General features: G+C 62.3%; 17 protein-coding genes and 1 pseudogene. 8 read left to right on the top strand and 10 right to left on the bottom strand.

The genetic code is table 11. The annotated features are described in order from the left end of the window. Window positions 1–240, top strand: a pseudogene (locus N181_RS05695) (hypothetical protein); the annotation flags it as partial. Window positions 241–435: 195 nt separating this feature from the next. Here the strand turns inward: N181_RS05695 and N181_RS05690 are convergent. Next, window positions 436–1053: a J domain-containing protein gene (locus N181_RS05690; RefSeq protein WP_086018615.1), complete on the bottom strand. Its 618-nt coding sequence runs from the start codon at window positions 1051–1053 to the stop codon at window positions 436–438. A gap of 502 nt (window positions 1054–1555) precedes the next feature. Here N181_RS05690 and N181_RS05685 point away from each other — a divergent pair. Continuing rightward, window positions 1556–1768 carry a cold-shock protein gene (locus N181_RS05685; protein WP_012708287.1) on the top strand — a complete coding sequence of 71 codons (213 nt, stop codon included), beginning with the start codon at window positions 1556–1558 and terminating at the stop codon, window positions 1766–1768. 169 nt (window positions 1769–1937) lie between these two features. Here N181_RS05685 and dusA read toward each other — a convergent pair whose 3' ends face one another. Both dusA and N181_RS05675 read right to left on the bottom strand, forming a co-directional pair. After that, window positions 1938–3095 carry a tRNA dihydrouridine(20/20a) synthase DusA gene (gene dusA / locus N181_RS05680; RefSeq protein WP_037395492.1) on the bottom strand — a complete coding sequence of 386 codons (1158 nt, stop codon included), beginning with the start codon at window positions 3093–3095 and terminating at the stop codon, window positions 1938–1940. 264 nt (window positions 3096–3359) lie between these two features. Next, window positions 3360–3608 (bottom strand): hypothetical protein, encoded by a 249-nt coding sequence (locus N181_RS05675; RefSeq protein WP_014328650.1) that lies wholly within the window; start codon window positions 3606–3608, stop codon window positions 3360–3362. Window positions 3609–4028: 420 nt separating this feature from the next. Between N181_RS05675 and N181_RS05670 the strand changes: the two genes are divergently transcribed. The 5 genes from N181_RS05670 (at window position 4029) to N181_RS05650 (ending at window position 7082) form a co-directional block, all read left to right on the top strand. Beyond that, the gene (locus N181_RS05670) at window positions 4029–4268 is read left to right on the top strand and encodes a DUF982 domain-containing protein (RefSeq protein ID WP_014328652.1); all 240 of its coding nucleotides are present in this window, start codon (window positions 4029–4031) and stop codon (window positions 4266–4268) included. A gap of 411 nt (window positions 4269–4679) precedes the next feature. Then, on the top strand, window positions 4680–4889 hold the full coding sequence (locus N181_RS05665; RefSeq protein WP_014328653.1) for a hypothetical protein: 210 nt from the start codon (window positions 4680–4682) through the stop codon (window positions 4887–4889). 184 nt (window positions 4890–5073) lie between these two features. Further along, window positions 5074–5760 (top strand): fumarylacetoacetate hydrolase family protein, encoded by a 687-nt coding sequence (locus N181_RS05660; RefSeq protein ID WP_014328654.1) that lies wholly within the window; start codon window positions 5074–5076, stop codon window positions 5758–5760. A gap of 58 nt (window positions 5761–5818) precedes the next feature. Continuing rightward, the gene (locus N181_RS05655) at window positions 5819–6349 is read left to right on the top strand and encodes a gamma carbonic anhydrase family protein (RefSeq protein ID WP_037395490.1); all 531 of its coding nucleotides are present in this window, start codon (window positions 5819–5821) and stop codon (window positions 6347–6349) included. Between the two features lie 73 nt (window positions 6350–6422). Continuing rightward, window positions 6423–7082 (top strand): phytochelatin synthase family protein, encoded by a 660-nt coding sequence (locus N181_RS05650; protein ID WP_014328656.1) that lies wholly within the window; start codon window positions 6423–6425, stop codon window positions 7080–7082. Window positions 7083–7094: 12 nt separating this feature from the next. On the opposite strand, the gene N181_RS05645 is transcribed toward N181_RS05650, so the two are convergent. Genes N181_RS05645 through N181_RS05635 form a run of 3 tightly spaced genes read right to left on the bottom strand, consistent with a single transcriptional unit; the run spans window position 7095 to window position 9212 of the window. Next, a complete protein-coding gene (locus tag N181_RS05645) occupies window positions 7095–7490 on the bottom strand; it encodes a Fur family transcriptional regulator (protein ID WP_014328657.1) in 396 nt (131 codons plus the stop codon). Next, window positions 7490–8311 carry a zinc ABC transporter permease subunit ZnuB gene (gene znuB / locus N181_RS05640; protein ID WP_037395487.1) on the bottom strand — a complete coding sequence of 274 codons (822 nt, stop codon included), beginning with the start codon at window positions 8309–8311 and terminating at the stop codon, window positions 7490–7492. Before znuB ends, N181_RS05645 begins: the two co-directional genes overlap by 1 nt. Continuing rightward, window positions 8304–9212: an ATP-binding cassette domain-containing protein gene (locus tag N181_RS05635; protein WP_037395485.1), complete on the bottom strand. Its 909-nt coding sequence runs from the start codon at window positions 9210–9212 to the stop codon at window positions 8304–8306. The genes znuB and N181_RS05635 overlap by 8 nt, the downstream gene beginning before the upstream one ends. A gap of 149 nt (window positions 9213–9361) precedes the next feature. On the opposite strand from N181_RS05635, the gene znuA reads away from it, so the two are divergent. Further along, entirely contained in the window at window positions 9362–10384 is a 1023-nt protein-coding gene (gene znuA / locus N181_RS05630; protein WP_014328660.1) for a zinc ABC transporter substrate-binding protein ZnuA, read from the top strand. Between the two features lie 97 nt (window positions 10385–10481). Here znuA and N181_RS05625 read toward each other — a convergent pair whose 3' ends face one another. From N181_RS05625 to N181_RS05610, 4 genes are all read right to left on the bottom strand, one after another. Further along, window positions 10482–10841 carry an RcnB family protein gene (locus tag N181_RS05625; protein WP_014328661.1) on the bottom strand — a complete coding sequence of 120 codons (360 nt, stop codon included), beginning with the start codon at window positions 10839–10841 and terminating at the stop codon, window positions 10482–10484. Between the two features lie 128 nt (window positions 10842–10969). Next, entirely contained in the window at window positions 10970–12586 is a 1617-nt protein-coding gene (locus tag N181_RS05620) for a glycoside hydrolase family 43 protein (protein ID WP_475513886.1), read from the bottom strand. 112 nt (window positions 12587–12698) lie between these two features. Beyond that, entirely contained in the window at window positions 12699–14147 is a 1449-nt protein-coding gene (locus tag N181_RS05615; protein WP_037395481.1) for a TRAP transporter large permease, read from the bottom strand. Continuing rightward, window positions 14144–14752 (bottom strand): TRAP transporter small permease subunit, encoded by a 609-nt coding sequence (locus tag N181_RS05610; RefSeq protein WP_037395479.1) that lies wholly within the window; start codon window positions 14750–14752, stop codon window positions 14144–14146. Before N181_RS05610 ends, N181_RS05615 begins: the two co-directional genes overlap by 4 nt. Between the last annotated feature and the right edge of the window lie 6 nt (window positions 14753–14758).

Genomic DNA, 14758 nt, shown 5'->3' with positions numbered 1-14758 from the left:
GGCGGCGGCCACGATAACGGCGGCGGCGGCCACGATAACGGCGGCGGCGGCCACGATAACGGTGGCGGCCACGATAACGGCGACGGAAACGGCAACGGTGACAAGGATCGCGGCAACAATGGTTGGGGCAACGGACGGGATCCGACAAATCCCGGCAGCGGCCATGGCAAGGGCGTTTCGAAAGGCGGTCCGGGCGCCGGACAGTCGCAAAGCGGTTCCAAGACGGGCGGGGCCAGATAACACGCACCGCGGGTGATCATCCCGATCCACCGATCGGTAGATAGACCGTCTCTACGCGGCGCCAGCGTTTCAACGTTGGCGCCGCCTATCGCCTATCTGATTTGCCCTCAAAGTTGCTTGCTGCTGTGGCGCAGTGCAGTGGCACAGGAACCGTCGTCTAATCACGCCGCGGCATGCACGCGCGACAGGGCCCCCCTACTCCGCCGCCCGCGCCTCCACCTGAAGCGGCTCCATCTCATACGAATAGCCTTCCAGCATCGCATAAGCCTCCTCGATCACCTCGATCTGCGCTTCGGCCGTCTTGATCGCATCGCTGATCGACTGGCTGCGGGCGCGCAGCATCGAGCCGAGCACATCGGTCTCCGGCCGCCGGCCGAGGCGGTCGAGGTGCTTGCGGACGCGGGAGCGGTGACGCTCCAGTTCGAGGATATGGAAGCGGGTCTTGACGATGTCGTCGGAGAGTTTGCGCCGCATGGCCGCCACCGGATCGAAGCTGCCGGGCTCGCGCAGGTCGAGGATGAAGTCGTTGACGAGCGTCTCCAGCATCATCAGACCCTTGACCTGTTTGGGATCGACGAGCTGCGGATCGTAGCCGGTGTCGTCATAGACCTTGCGGCGCACCGGATCCTTCAAAAGGTCATAGGCCGTCTGCAGCTTGCCGAATTTTTCGGCATCGCCGCCGCGGTCCGGATGCGCCGTCTTCACCGCCCGGCGATAGGCCGCCCGGATCGCCCGCTCGTCGGCGTCGCGCTCAAGTCCAAGGAGGGCATAGGGATCGATCACGCCGGCCACCTGTCGTTCGTCGATTTGCAATGGTCCTGTCCGGTCCAGACCTAACTGTTCGCTGCGCCAGCAGCAAGTCCACGGCGATCGCATCGGAACCGCGCAACGCTCACCGAAGCGTCGCGGCGAAAATGTGGTGGAAACGAGGCAATCCACGACATTTGTCCGTCGCTTCACTGTCCCGCAAGTCGCGGAGAAGCCCGTAGCGCAAGGCATTGCCCAGGCGCGCCCATAGGCGGAACTCTTCGCTTGCCTTTTACGCCGAATACTGCCACTTCTATCGCCGTTCGGGCGATTTCAATCCCGGAGACTGGACTTTCGTTTGAGCCCGGCCATTGCCGGGTCTGCCGCAAGCGGCATCGTAGACGTCTTTTCCCCGATATCGTGACCACTCGACGCCTTTCAGCATACCGCTGAAGACGACATATTCGTTTCCCAAAAGGGGCACGAATCCACTACCTCAAGCAGCCAAGCCGTGCTATTGAAGCGCTGGGTTGCGGCAAAGACAGACTGAAGGAAAAGGACTTCTTCCATGGCCACCAAGGGCATCGTAAAATTCTTCAACCAGGACAAGGGTTTCGGTTTCATCACGCCGGACGGCGGCGCGAAGGACGTTTTCGTCCACATCTCCGCTGTTCAGGCCGCCGGCCTCGCGACGCTCAAGGATGGCCAGCAGGTCAGCTTCGACACCGAGCCGGACCGCATGGGCAAGGGCCCGAAGGCGGTCAACCTCCAGGCACTCTGAGCCGGACGTTTCGATCGGATTTTGAAAGACGGCGCTTCGCGAGAGGCGCCGTTTTTTTGTTGGGGAGATTTATTGAAGCAGCGCCTCAGGTGCGTGTCGCGTTCGCTTCTATTTCCCTCATTCCTGTGCTCGTCACAGGAGTTCAAAGCAGGCCGGCCCAAGTGAACTTCTATTCCGCCGCCTGGCGGGCCGTGATCGCCTCGAACACCGCGTCGAAGGCGGCGTGGATCACCTCCGGGCCGGCGCCCTTGCGGGTGGCGTCGGCGGAAAGCACCTGGCGGTAGCGCCGCGCGCCGGGCCAGCCCTGGAAGAGCCCGACCATGTGGCGCGTCACATGGATCAGCCGGCCGCCATTTTCGATATGGGCGGCTGCATAGGCCGCCATGGCGTCGCGCACGCCCGTCCAGAACGCGAGCGACAGACAATGGCCGCGATCCGAGACGGTGTCGGGATCAAGCGGCATCGGCGCCGAGCCAGTCCGCGGATGGGCGAAATAGCCGTCCGCGGCCGTGAGCAAGCCGCTGTCGTGGTAGGCGGCACGGCCGAGCATGATGCCGTCCAGCGGTGCTTCGCTCTTCGCCCCGTCGCCGGCAAGCTTCGGCCCAGACCCAGGAAGCAATCGCGGATCGAGATGTGCGAGCGCCTGGTCCAGTGTTTGAAGACCGCCGTTGAGGCCGATGAAAAGATTCTGATTTTCCGCCTTGAGGCGATGCACCAAACCGTAGTCGAGCGGCGGAATTTCGCGGTTTTCGCGCGGCGACAGGCCCTGCAGCCAGGCCTTGCGGGCATGCACCCAGACGGCATCCGTCCCGGCGTCCTTGACACGCGCGACGAGCGCGCGAAGCGCCACCTCCGGATCCTGATCGTCGACGCCGATGCGGCACTTGACGGTGACCGGGATCGTCACCGCCGCCTTCATCGCCGCCACGCATTCGGCGACCAGCGCCGGCTCCTGCATCAGGCAGGCGCCGAAAGTGCCGGACTGCACCCGGTCCGAGGGGCAGCCGACATTCATGTTGATCTCGTCATAGCCGAAACCTTCGGCGATCCGTGCCGCTTCCGCCATCTTCGCCGGATCGTTGCCGCCGAGCTGCAGCGCGACTGGATGCTCCGACGCGTCATGGCCGAGCAACCTGTCCCGATCGCCGCGCAGGATCGCATCGGCGACGATCATCTCCGTATAGAGCAGCGCATGGCGTGAGAGTTGCCGGGCGAAGAAGCGATAGTGCCGGTCCGTCCAGTCGATCATCGGCGCCACGGCGAACACGGGCCTCTTGAAGTACCGACCCTTCTCAGACGTTCCGACCGTTTGCGACATCTCTCTCATGGTCTGGTCAATTCTCTTCCATTTTCTTGACCGCACGCAACACGGCCAAATGGCGGCCTTGTAGCGTCGACTGGGCGAAGTCCAAGCGACTGCGCCCACGCGGACGCCTTATACTGCGCCGACATCGATAAAGCGAGATGGCTTGGCTGTCCGGTGCGCTACGCAGATGCTAGCCGGCGCCCATGCGATACAGATGCGCTGCCGGGACCCAGCGGCCGAGGAACCGGCGCACGCATCCGTCATGCGGCGGGAATGTCTCGCCAGCTACCGAAACCCTGCCTGGCGAAACCAATCCTGGACACCGGCCAGCACGGCCGCCTTGGCGGTTTCGAGCGTCGACGCGTAGTGAAAGCCTGTATTGTTGGTGCCGTTGCAATGGGAAATCCGCCATGCCCAGTCGCTCATCGTCTCGCGCTTCATGACGAAGGCGACTTCGTGCCGGCCGAGCATGGCACAATAGGTCCCGTTGCGCAGCGGCAACCACATCAAACGAATTTCTGCAACCTCTACCATTTATGTCTCCCCAGCAGAAAATATATAGGCTCGCCATCAAGTCATTGAAACCCGTACATTTAAGGGGCTTTCAGGCCAACGTCGTTACGGACGACACATCTGCAAGTGTGAACAACCGTGGATAGGAAATTTCCGCGTGGCCGAGATACGGAAGCGGGCGTCCGCAATCCCTCGCCCGCACCGGATCGCCCGATTTCTCGAAAGTGCGGACAAACGAGAAATCCTGCGCTAGATTAAAGAGCCTTGCCCGCCGACGCGCACAAAGGCCGCGCGGAACCGGACAATGGCCGACGACGTTTTTTGCATTGAATCCCGAGAGGCGGCAGGAGCAGTGCGCGAGGGGCCCTCCACCCGACTACCGGAACCGAAATCGCGGTACGCCCGGACTTGCCCGGGACGTTGTACTTCAGGAGGAGAAGCATGCATCAGGTGTTGTGGAACCGCCCCATCGAACTTGGGTTGATTAGCGGCGATGTCCGCATGGTGAAGGGGCCGTCCGACGCGCTCGCATGCCTGGCGGGCCAATGGCCCCACCGCGGTCCCTATTACGTCGCGGCACGCAGTGCCTGCCGCGCGGCGATCGCCGGTCGCCGGACTCCCGACGAGGCCCGCCGGCTGTTCATTTTCGCGGTTGAGGAAGCGCACCTGACGGCTCATTGAGCCGGCGAGACGCAAGCGCAGACCAGCCAGTGTTCAGCGCCTGTAGACGCCGAGAGGTCTATTGTTGCAATATGCCTGCCGAAAACGTCTTCGGCGGCAGCAATTATATTATTTATAGATAGATCGAGGCGCGCAAAAATAGTATTAATATCACAAGCAGACGGCTTTGCTTGAAGACCAGGGCCGTTTCTAATATAAGCTATGACGCAAACTTCAAGTCATCAGCATGCCTTCGGGCCCGGCCAGATTGCGGCCGATCTTGAAATGACACGGAAATTTCCGCGAAACCGCCAGATTTCTGTCGTGAAGTGTTCATTTAAAACGCGTATATTCTGAGGTGCCTCACAAAGAACAAGTTCGGAGTTTAGCTCCGGACCAAAAGGGAAAAGAAAATAATACGGGAGAGACATCATGATGAGAGAGAGCCATCTCCGACGTATCGTCGAAGTCAGCATGAAGCGTGAAACCGGCCGCAAGGACATCGGCATCATGACCGTCCGCCAGGCCCTTGAACTTCCCGAAGTGCCGAGCCTCGAATACAGCCACCCGGAACTGAACTCGCGCTCGGACGGTCGCTTTCTGACCCGCGACCAGCTTGAAGCCTATGCCCGCTGCGCCTGATTTCAGACCTCGCGTGCCCAATAAATCACCCTCGGCATAAGTTTGCCTATTGCCGCAGCCCTTCCGGCTGCTAACGTCCCACCAAAGATTCGCTACAGCGCCACCGTCCATCACCGGCATGGGAGGTCGCTGTAGCGTTTGACTTTCCGCATCACCCCTCGGGTCAGGCGAGAACCGGACGACCATGGAAACCGTCATACCGCCCTCATTGCCTGTCCTCTTGCCGATTTTCGAGAGCCCCGTCGGATTTCCGGTCCGGCGCGTCTATTGCGTGGGACGCAATTATGCTGCCCATGCGCGGGAAATGGGGCATGATCCCGACCGCGAACCGCCCTTCTTTTTCCAGAAGAATGCGGACAACCTGCTGCCACCCGGCCAGGATTTCCCCTACCCGCCGCTTTCGTCCGACGTGCATCACGAGGTGGAGCTGGTCGTTGCCCTCAGGCATGGCGGTGCAAACATCCCGGTCGCGGAAGCGATCGCGCATGTCTATGGCTATGGCGTCGGCATCGATTTTACCCGCCGCGACCTGCAGGCGCAGGCGAAGGAGGCCGGCCGTCCCTGGACCGCGGCCAAGGCCTTCGAGCATTCCGCGCCGATCTCCGCGATCGCCCCGGCAACCGCGGTCGGCCATCCGACGAATGGCAACATCTGGCTGAAGGTCAATGGCGAGACGCGCCAACAGGGCGATCTCGCCCAGATGATCTGGACCGTACCGGAGATCATCGCCGAATTGTCGCGCCTCTTCACACTGGCTCCCGGCGACATCATCATGACCGGCACGCCCGCAGGGGTTGGGGCCGTACAGCGCGGCGATGTCGTCACCTGCGGTATCGACGGCATCGCGGCGCTCTCCGTCAAGGTTGTCTAATCGCACCGCGACGGCAGGAAAGCCGGACGCGCCTTCCTCCAAGCAGAAGGAACACACCATGCCACTCTATGCGCTGGGACCTCTGCAGCCGACCACGCCGCCGGAAGGCCGCTACTGGGTCGCGCCGGATGCCAGTGTCATAGGCCAGGTGGAGATCGGCGAGGAGGTCGGCATCTGGTTCGGCGCGACGTTGCGCGGCGACAACGAGCCGATCCGCATCGGCGCCCGCACCAATATCCAGGAGGCGGTGGTCGTCCATGTCGATCCGGGCTTTCCGGTGACGATCGGCGAAGGCTGCACCATCGGCCACAAGGCGATCGTTCACGGCTGCACCATCGGCGACAATTCGCTGATCGGCATGGGCGGCACCGTCCTGAACGGCGCCAGGATCGGCCGCAACTGCCTGGTCGGCGCCAATGCGCTGGTCACCGAGGGCAAGGAATATCCCGACAATTCACTGATCGTCGGCGCACCGGCCAAAGTGATACGAACGCTCGATGACGCGGCCGTGCAAGGCCTGAAGCGCTCGGCCGAACATTATGTGAAGAACTGGCAGCGTTACGCGACACAGCTCAGCCGGTTGGATTGAGCCTTCACCAGCATGAGTAGGCGCGGCCGTGGCGTTGCGCTATGCTCAGGCACCGGTTCCAAAGGTCAGAGCAATGAGGCGTGGACGTCTCGTCGGTACCGCAATTGGTCTCGCCGTCGCCGTCGCCCTCGGCGGCGCCTACGCCTTGCGGCCGGCCGAAGTCTCGCCTGCGGCGATCCGTGCCTCCGTCGAGCAGTCGCCGGAACTGCTGGATAGCGCCTGGGGGTTGCCGGCCGCGTCGAGCTACGGGCAAAGTCTGACGTGGCAGGCAAATGGCTCGTTCTGCGGCCCCGCCAGCATCGCAAACGTGTTTCGCTCCATTGGAGAAGAGGAGACGAGCGAAGCCGAGGTCCTCGAGGGGACCGGCTGGTGCCGCCTCGGTTTCTGCTGGATGGGGCTGACGCTCGACGAACTTGCCGAGGTGGCGCGAGCGAAAACGGAGCGCAAGGTGACCGTGTTGCGGGATCTGACGCCGGACGAGTTTCAACGCCATTTGCGGGCGAGCAACGACCCCAGCAAACGCTATATCGTCAACTTCTCACGAGAGGCGATCTTCGGCGCCGGTGTCGGCCATCACTCGCCGATCGGCGGCTACCTCGAGGCCGAAGACCTGGTCTTCGTCCTGGACGTGAACGAGCGCTTCAAACCCTGGCTCGTCCCGCGCGAAAAGCTGTACTCGGCCGTGGACACGTTGGACGGCGACCACAAGCGCGGCCTATTGCTCATAGAATAGGTCGCATTGGCCTCAGGCGCAGCTCTTGCAGTGCCCGCGAATTTCGATGGTCGTCTTCTCGGTCTTGAAGCTCTGGGCGCGAACCAGCGCCGACAGTCGCTGTTCGATCGCCTCGTCGTGGAATTCCGTCACCTGGCCGCAGCCCTCGCAGATGGTGAAGGCGGTCACGCCGTGGTCATGCTCATGGTCGTGCGGGCAGGAGCAGGCCACGAAGGCATTGAGGCTCTCCAGCCGATGGACGAGGCCGTATTCCAGGAGCTTGTCGAGGGCGCGATAGACCTGCAGCGGCGCACGGAAGCCGTGGTCCCTGAGCTTGTCGAGAATCGTATAGGCGCTCATCGGCCCTTCCGCGTGAGTGAGCGCACCCATCACCAGCGACTGGTTCTTCGTCAATTCGGGCGTACCCATCAGTGTCCTCCATGCGAAGAATGCGACGCGCGCTCCGATCGGGCGAGCGGCAGCAGACTGAGTACGAACAGCGCCAGCGCGGCAACCACGATAGACGGTCCGGACGGCGTATCCCACTGCAGCGAACCGAAAAGACCGCCGGCAACGGCAAGCGCGCCGATCAGCGAGGCGAGAACCGCCATGATTTCCGGCGATGTCGCGAAGCGGCGCGCCGTCGCCGCCGGGATGATCAGCAGCGAGGTGATGAGGAGAATGCCGACGATCTTCATGGCAATCGCGATCACCAGCGCCATCAACAGCATGAAGAACAGCCGCGCCCGTTCCGGCCTCAGCCCCTCGGCCTCGGCCAATTCCGGGTTTACGGTCGAGGCGAGCAACGGCCGCCAGAGGTAGACGAGCGACAAGATCACCAGGATGCCACCGCCCCAGATGATGTCGATATCGGCCTCGGTAACGGCGAGGATGTCGCCGAAGAGGAAGCCGACGAGATCGATGCGGACCCAGGTCATGAAGGCGACGATGACGAGGCCGATCGACAGCGCCGAATGCGACAGGATGCCGAGCAGCGCGTCCGTCGACAGCGCGCCGCGCTTTTGCAGGAAGAGAAGCAGCAGCGAAACGACCGAGGCGACGATGAAGACGCTGATCATCAGGTTGAGCTCGAGAAGCAGCGACAGCGCCACGCCCAGCAGCGCCGAATGGGCCATCGTGTCGCCGAAATAGGCCATGCGTCGCCAGATGACGAAGCAGCCGAGCGGCCCCGCGACCATGGCAATGCCGATGCCGGCAACGAGGGCGCGAATGAAGAAATCGTCAAGCATCGCGCTTCTCCGCGGCGTCATACCCGTGCAGCCGTGTGTGGTGCCCGCAGCCGCAGTCGGCATCGTGGTCGTGGACGTTTTCGGCCTCGTCATGGTGATGATGGCCATCGCCGGGGAAACAGCTCTCGGTGATGCTGCCATCGGCGTGCAGCACCCGACCGTCCGGCAGGTGCGTATGGTCATGGTGGTGACTGTAGACGGCGAGCGCCCCGGCGGCCCGCCGCCCGAACAGCTTCAGATATTCCGGGCTCTGGCTGACCGCCTGCGGCGTGCCACGGCAGCAGACATGGCCGTTCAGGCAGACGACCGTATCGGTCTCCGCCATGACGATGTGAAGGTCGTGCGAGATCAGCAGGATGCCGCAGCCGGTGCGGTTGCGGATCTGCTTGATGAGTTCGTAGAGCGCAATCTCGCCGGAAAAATCGACGCCCTGCACCGGCTCGTCGAGAACGAGCAGATCCGGCTTGCGGGCGATCGCGCGTGCCAGCAAGGCCCGTTGGAATTCGCCTCCCGACAGATGCTGCACCTCGGCCTTGGCCATGTGCAGCATGCCCGTTGCGGCCAACGCCTCCTCGATCTCCCTGCCCTTCAAAGGCCCCGTCAGCGTCATCAACCGCTCGACCGTCAGCGGCAGTGTCCAATCGACGGCAAGCCTTTGCGGCACGTAGCCGACCCTGAGGTTCGGGACCCTCTCGACACGGCCTTCATCCGGCTTGAGCACGCCGATCGCCGTTTTCGCCGTCGTCGATTTCCCCGAACCGTTCGGGCCGATCAGCGTGACGATCTCGCCGCGGCTGATCGAAAACTCGACGCCGCGCACGAGCCAACGCCCGTTGCGGCGCACGCCCGCATTCGCAAGGCTGACGAGCGGCGTAGTATCGGGCGATCGGAAATTCAGCATGGAAAAATTCCGTTTTGGGCGGTTGCCTCTGGCTATTGCACACGTTATAGCATAACGCAATTGATGTAATAACATTACATGCGCCACTGTGCAACAATTGGTACGCAGCGGCGCCTAAAGCGCGTTGACCTGCAACCTCGGAGAACCCGATGAAATCGACTGCCGCCTTTCTCTTTGCGTCCACGATCCTTCTGTCTTCGCCGGCCTTTGCCGAGGCTCCCAACGTGGTGGTCTCGATCAAGCCGATCCACTCGCTCGTGGCGTCGATCATGCAGGGCGTCGGCGAGCCGTCTTTGATTGTCGAAGGCGCCGCCTCACCGCATACCTACAATATGAAGCCGTCGAACGCCGCGGCGCTGCAGGCGGCAAAGCTGGTGTTCTGGGTCGGCCCCGGTCTCGAAGTCTTTCTTGAAAAGCCGCTCGAAGCCCTCGGTGGCGACGCCAAAGTGGTCGAGCTCAGCGAGGCGCCCGGTATCGAAAAGCTGAAATTCCGTGAGGGCGGCGCCTTCGAGCCGCATGACGACGGCGATGAGCATGGCGAGGAAGGCCATGAGCACAGCGCAGAGGACGCCAGCCATGAGGGGCATGATGCCGACGCCCATGGCGCCGCAGCGGAAACCGCCGAGCACCACCACGAGCATGGCGAAGGCGAGTTCGACATGCATATGTGGCTCGACCCGATGAATGCCAAGGCGATGGCGTCCGAGATCGAGAGGACGCTCGCCGAGGCCGACCCCGCCAATGCCGCAGCCTATCAGGCCAATCTGCAGAAGTTGAACCAACGACTCGACGCGCTGGACAAGGGCCTTTCCGAGACGGTGGCGCCGATCAAGAACAAGCCCTTCGTCGTCTTCCACGACGCCTATCAATATTTCGAGCACCGCTACAAAGTCCGGGTCGCCGGCTCCATCACCGTCAGCCCGGAGGTGCTGCCGGGCGCCGAACGGTTGTCCGAGATTCACGCCAAGATCGAGGACCTCGGCGCCACCTGCGTCTTCGCCGAACCGCAATTCGAGCCGAAGCTGGTCAATGTCGTGATCGAGGGCACGCCGGCAAAATCCGGCACGCTCGATCCGGAAGCCGCAACCCTCGAGGCCAGCCCGGATCTGTACTTCCAACTGATGGAGAACATCGGCGCTTCGCTGAAGGATTGCCTATCTTCGGCAAGCTGACTTCGCCCTCCCGAGACGGCGAAAGCGGGCCCGCAAGGCCCGCCTTTCTCAAGATGCCTTGTTGCCGGCCACATCTCCGTGCACGTCGCTTTCAAAGCTAGTGGGCGGAAGCCAAACCGACGATGACGCCCGTGGCAAGGCTGATCAGCAGGAAGTCGTTGTCGACGCGTACCCATTGCTGGCCACGCGGCGGGGGTCGCAGCCTGTAGCGACGATAGTCGTTGACATAGGCCATGTGGCGCCGCTCGGCCGCGCTCATCCTATGGCCGCGCGCCCAGCGGTATTTCTTGATGATCACGCGCTTTTCGTACGTCCTGTCGACATGGCGGTCGACCGGCCTGTGACGATAGCGTTCATGCGCCTGTGCAAGCTCGAAAGAGGCGCCGGCGCTTTGAGCGAACGCCATCGGCGTGGCAAGGAATGATCTGGCGACAAACGCGATCAGGAGGCGTTTCATGGGGTTTTCCTTTCATTGTATACCCCTTGAAACTAGAGCTTCCTTCCTGAACCAAAAATGAAACGTCCCGTTACAATTATGTAATGATAATAGGCATTTACAAGCCTTTGCTGATAAGCAAGCTCAGATTACGCCGCAAGCACCTCATAGCGAAAACGGTCGAAATCCGCCGGCATGCCGCTGCCCGACGTGTCGAAGGCGAACATACCGGCAAAGGCGCCGGTGAAAGACCCATGCTCGCCACGCCCGCCCTCGTCCGAGACGACCCCCGCATCAAGCGCCGGCCCGATGGACGCCCAATCCTCCTCAGCGGTCGCCCGCCAGAAGAATTGGAGGTCATTGTTCCGGACCTCCATCGCCAGATGAACCAGGCCCTCGGGGACCGCGACGCCGCTGCCGGCCGGATATTGCAGACGCCCGTGCGGGAAATCTCCCGGGCAGGAAAGGATGGTAACGACACAGCCGAGCGTCTCGTGCCAGGTGAGGCCGAGGGCATGAAACTTGTGGCGGTTGTAGTAATGCGTCAGACCCGCGACCTGCTGGTAGATGTGCGGAGTGAACTCGACGACCGTCTCGACACGGAACGAATGATGCTCCTGGCGCCTGGCCACGAGCGCCTGCTCGAACCAACTGCCGATGCTTTCGCGGCCGAACAGACGCAGGTGCCCTTCCCGCCGCTCCAGCGAAAAGATCCGCTCCGGCAGCGGGGTGCGCAGCCACTGAAACTCGGGCGCGAGCACCCCTTCCTCGAAATCCGTCTCGATGACGGCGGGCAGCGGCACAAGGCTCGTCTCGACCGGGGCCGGCACGATGACCTCCGGTACGACGCCGTCATTTTCCAGATAGAGCCACCCGTCCTCCCGCCAGACGCATTTCTGCAGCGCCGTCTCGCGGCCGAGCGTGCAGCGGCGGTGCGGCGGCAGCGGCCGGCCGCAAAGGTGGGTGTGGTAGGCCTGCCCGTCCGGCGTCTCGACATATTGGCCGTGGCCGGCCCGCTGCAACGGAGCCTCTGGATGATCCTTCGAGGTGATGAGATGGACGTGCGGATGTATCTCATAAGGACCATCGATCGTCCGGGCGCGCGCCATGGTCACCGCGTGATCGTAGCCCGTCCCTCCCTCGGCCGTGGTCAGGTAATACCAGCCGTCACGCTTGAAGAGATGCGGTCCCTCGACGAGGCCGAGCGAACTGCCGGCGAAGATGTTCTTGACCGGGCCGACAAGCTTGCGCGTCCGCTCGTCCCATTCCTGCAGCAAGATACCATCGAAGGCCGGATGCTTCGGCGAACCGCCGAAACTCTCCGTGCGGTGATTCCACTGCATGTTCAGGAACCACTTGCGGCCGTCGTCGTCATGGAACAGCGACGGGTCAAACCCCGACGAATTGACATAGACCGGATCGGACCACGTCGCCTCCACCGCTTCCGCCGTGACGATGTAATTGTGCGCATCCTTAAAGTTGCCGTCGAAGCGCTTGACATCCGTATAGACGAGCCAGAACAGCCCGTCGCAATAGGAAAGGCACGGCGCCCATATGCCGCAACTGTCGGGATTGCCGCGCATGTCGAGCTGGCTCGCCCGCTCCAGCGGCCGTCGGACGAGACGCCAGTTCACGAGGTCCCGCGAGTGGTGAATCTGCACGCCCGGATACCACTCGAAGGTGGATGTCGCGATGTAGTAGTCGTCACCCACACGGCAGATCGACGGGTCGGGATTGAAGCCCGGCAGGATGGGATTGCGGATCATCGCGGTCATGAGAAAGCTCCCTCGCTCATGCTGACGTGCCAGCCACGTGCCGATACGGTTTCGTGAAATGGGCCGGCGGGAAGGCCGAAGCCTCCCCGCCAACTCCGGGCCGTCAGAACTTCGGTGGAGAATCGAGCCCGAAAGACGGCGGCGAATCAAGTCCGTTCTGCGTGCCGCCGTCGGCACCCGGTACAAGACTCTTGATTGTATCGAGGTCCTGTACAACCTCCTTATCGAGGAAGAAGGTGACCATTTCGGGGAAGGCGATCAACAGGCCCACCAGGATGAGCTGCAGGCAGAGCCACGGGATGGCCCCGAGATAGATGTCGCGCGTGCGGATCGTCCTGGGCGCAATGCCGCGCAGGTAGAAGAGCGCGAAGCCGAAGGGCGGATGCATGAAGCTCGTCTGCATGTTGGCGCAGATCATCACCCCGAACCAGATGAGGTCGATACCAAGCGCCGTCGCGGCCGGTGCCAGCAGCGGAATGATGATGAAGGCGATCTCGAAGAAGTCGAGGAAGAACGCCATGACGAAGACGAAGATGTTGACGAAGATCAGGAAGCCGACGACCCCGCCCGGAAGCGACGTCAGCATGCTTTCGATCCAATGCCCCCCGCCGACGCCTTGGAACACGAGGCTGAACACACGGGCGCCAAGCAGGATGAAGACGACCATGGCGGTCAGCCGCATGGTGATGTCCATGCCCTGATAGACAAGGTTCCAGGTCAGCCGCCGGTTCATCCAGGCGAGGACGAAGGCGCCGACGACACCCATTGCACCCGCCTCTGTCGGCGTCGCGAGTCCCATGAAGATCGTACCCAGCACGACGAAGATCAAGGCCAGCGACGGCACCATGCCGCGGATGCATTTCCTGTAGAGCGGCCAACCGCGGAGCGTGCGCGCTTCGGGCGGCAGCGCGGGCACATGATCGGGCTTGAAGATGCTGAGAAGGAAGACCCAGCCCATGAAGAGCAGCACCTGGACGATGCTGGCGCCCGTCGCGCCAATATACATGTCGCCCGGCGATCTCTGCAGCTGGTCTGCCAGAACGATCAGCACCAGCGATGGCGGGATGAGCTGCGTGATCGTGCCCGAGGCGGCGATGACGCCGGTCGCGTGGCGCACGTTGTAGCCGTATTTCGTCATGATCGGCAGCGAGATCAGCCCCATGGCGATGACCGAGGCGGCGACAGTGCCGGTGATCGCCCCAAGAATCGCGCCGACGAGGATCACCGCATAGGAGAGACCGCCGCGCACGCCGCCGAAGAGCTGGCCGAAGCCTTCGAGAAGATCCTCCGCCAGCCCGCATCGCTCGAGGATGACGCCCATGAAGGTGAAGAACGGGATCGCCAGCAAGAGCTCGTTCGAGACCACCGAAAAGAGCTGGTAGGTCAAGTTGCCGAGGAAGTCGGGCGCGATCAGGCCGAGCTCGATCGCAATCAGCCCGAAGAACAGCCCGACAGCCGCAAGCGAGAAGGCCGCCGGATAGCCGATGACCATGAAGAAGATAAGCCCCACGAACATCAGGGGCGCGATATTGTGTACGAACCAGTCCATCATTGCAGCGGCTTCTCGTAGGCGAATTCACGGACATAGTTCGTGGTCAGAGCCAGAACGCATTTGATGATCTCGGCGACGCCCTGGAGCGCGACCAGACCGAAGCCGACCGGAATGAGCAGCTTCACCGGCCAACGCGGCAGGCCGCCGGCATTGAGGGAGCCTTCGTTGGTCACCCAGGACTGAACGAACCAGGGCCAAGTGAAATAGATCATCAGGAGGCACATCGGCAGCAGGAAGAAGATGCCGCCAAGGAGGTCAATCCAGGTGCGGGTGCGCTCACTGACCCAACCGTAGAAGAGATCGACCCGAACATGTTCGTTCATCTTCAGCGCCCAGGGACCCCCGAGCAGAACCATACCGGCGAACATGTACCACTGCATTTCCGATAGTGTGTTGGAGTTATTGCGATAAAGATCCAGCATGCCGCCGAAGATCGTCGCACCGCCGTAATTGCCCTGAAGCCAAAGCAGCGAGTCCGTGCTGTAGCGAAAGATCGCATTGAAGGCGGAGATCAACGAACAGAAGAGCACGAGATAGATGGCGACAATGCCGACTCGCCTGCTCAAGCCGTCGATCACCGCGATGATCCGCAGTGCCAATTGCAATATATT

The organism is Sinorhizobium fredii USDA 205, assembly GCF_001461695.1.
Lineage (GTDB): Bacteria > Pseudomonadota > Alphaproteobacteria > Rhizobiales > Rhizobiaceae > Sinorhizobium > Sinorhizobium fredii.
The sequence above is the reverse complement of the archived record's forward strand: the minus strand, read 5'-3'. Positions and strand labels throughout refer to the sequence as shown.

Coding starts and splice junctions, on each gene's coding strand:
- N181_RS05685 (WP_012708287.1), top strand. CDS start 1,556: ATGGCCACCAAGGGCATCGTAAAATTCTTCAACCAGGACAAGGGTTTC.
- dusA (WP_037395492.1), bottom strand. CDS start 3,095: ATGAGAGAGATGTCGCAAACGGTCGGAACGTCTGAGAAGGGTCGGTAC.
- N181_RS05675 (WP_014328650.1), bottom strand. CDS start 3,608: ATGGTAGAGGTTGCAGAAATTCGTTTGATGTGGTTGCCGCTGCGCAAC.
- N181_RS05670 (WP_014328652.1), top strand. CDS start 4,029: ATGCATCAGGTGTTGTGGAACCGCCCCATCGAACTTGGGTTGATTAGC.
- N181_RS05665 (WP_014328653.1), top strand. CDS start 4,680: ATGATGAGAGAGAGCCATCTCCGACGTATCGTCGAAGTCAGCATGAAG.
- N181_RS05660 (WP_014328654.1), top strand. CDS start 5,074: ATGGAAACCGTCATACCGCCCTCATTGCCTGTCCTCTTGCCGATTTTC.
- N181_RS05655 (WP_037395490.1), top strand. CDS start 5,819: ATGCCACTCTATGCGCTGGGACCTCTGCAGCCGACCACGCCGCCGGAA.
- N181_RS05650 (WP_014328656.1), top strand. CDS start 6,423: ATGAGGCGTGGACGTCTCGTCGGTACCGCAATTGGTCTCGCCGTCGCC.
- N181_RS05645 (WP_014328657.1), bottom strand. CDS start 7,490: ATGGGTACGCCCGAATTGACGAAGAACCAGTCGCTGGTGATGGGTGCG.
- znuB (WP_037395487.1), bottom strand. CDS start 8,311: ATGCTTGACGATTTCTTCATTCGCGCCCTCGTTGCCGGCATCGGCATT.
- N181_RS05635 (WP_037395485.1), bottom strand. CDS start 9,212: ATGCTGAATTTCCGATCGCCCGATACTACGCCGCTCGTCAGCCTTGCG.
- znuA (WP_014328660.1), top strand. CDS start 9,362: ATGAAATCGACTGCCGCCTTTCTCTTTGCGTCCACGATCCTTCTGTCT.
- N181_RS05625 (WP_014328661.1), bottom strand. CDS start 10,841: ATGAAACGCCTCCTGATCGCGTTTGTCGCCAGATCATTCCTTGCCACG.
- N181_RS05620 (WP_475513886.1), bottom strand. CDS start 12,586: ATGATCCGCAATCCCATCCTGCCGGGCTTCAATCCCGACCCGTCGATC.
- N181_RS05615 (WP_037395481.1), bottom strand. CDS start 14,147: ATGATGGACTGGTTCGTACACAATATCGCGCCCCTGATGTTCGTGGGG.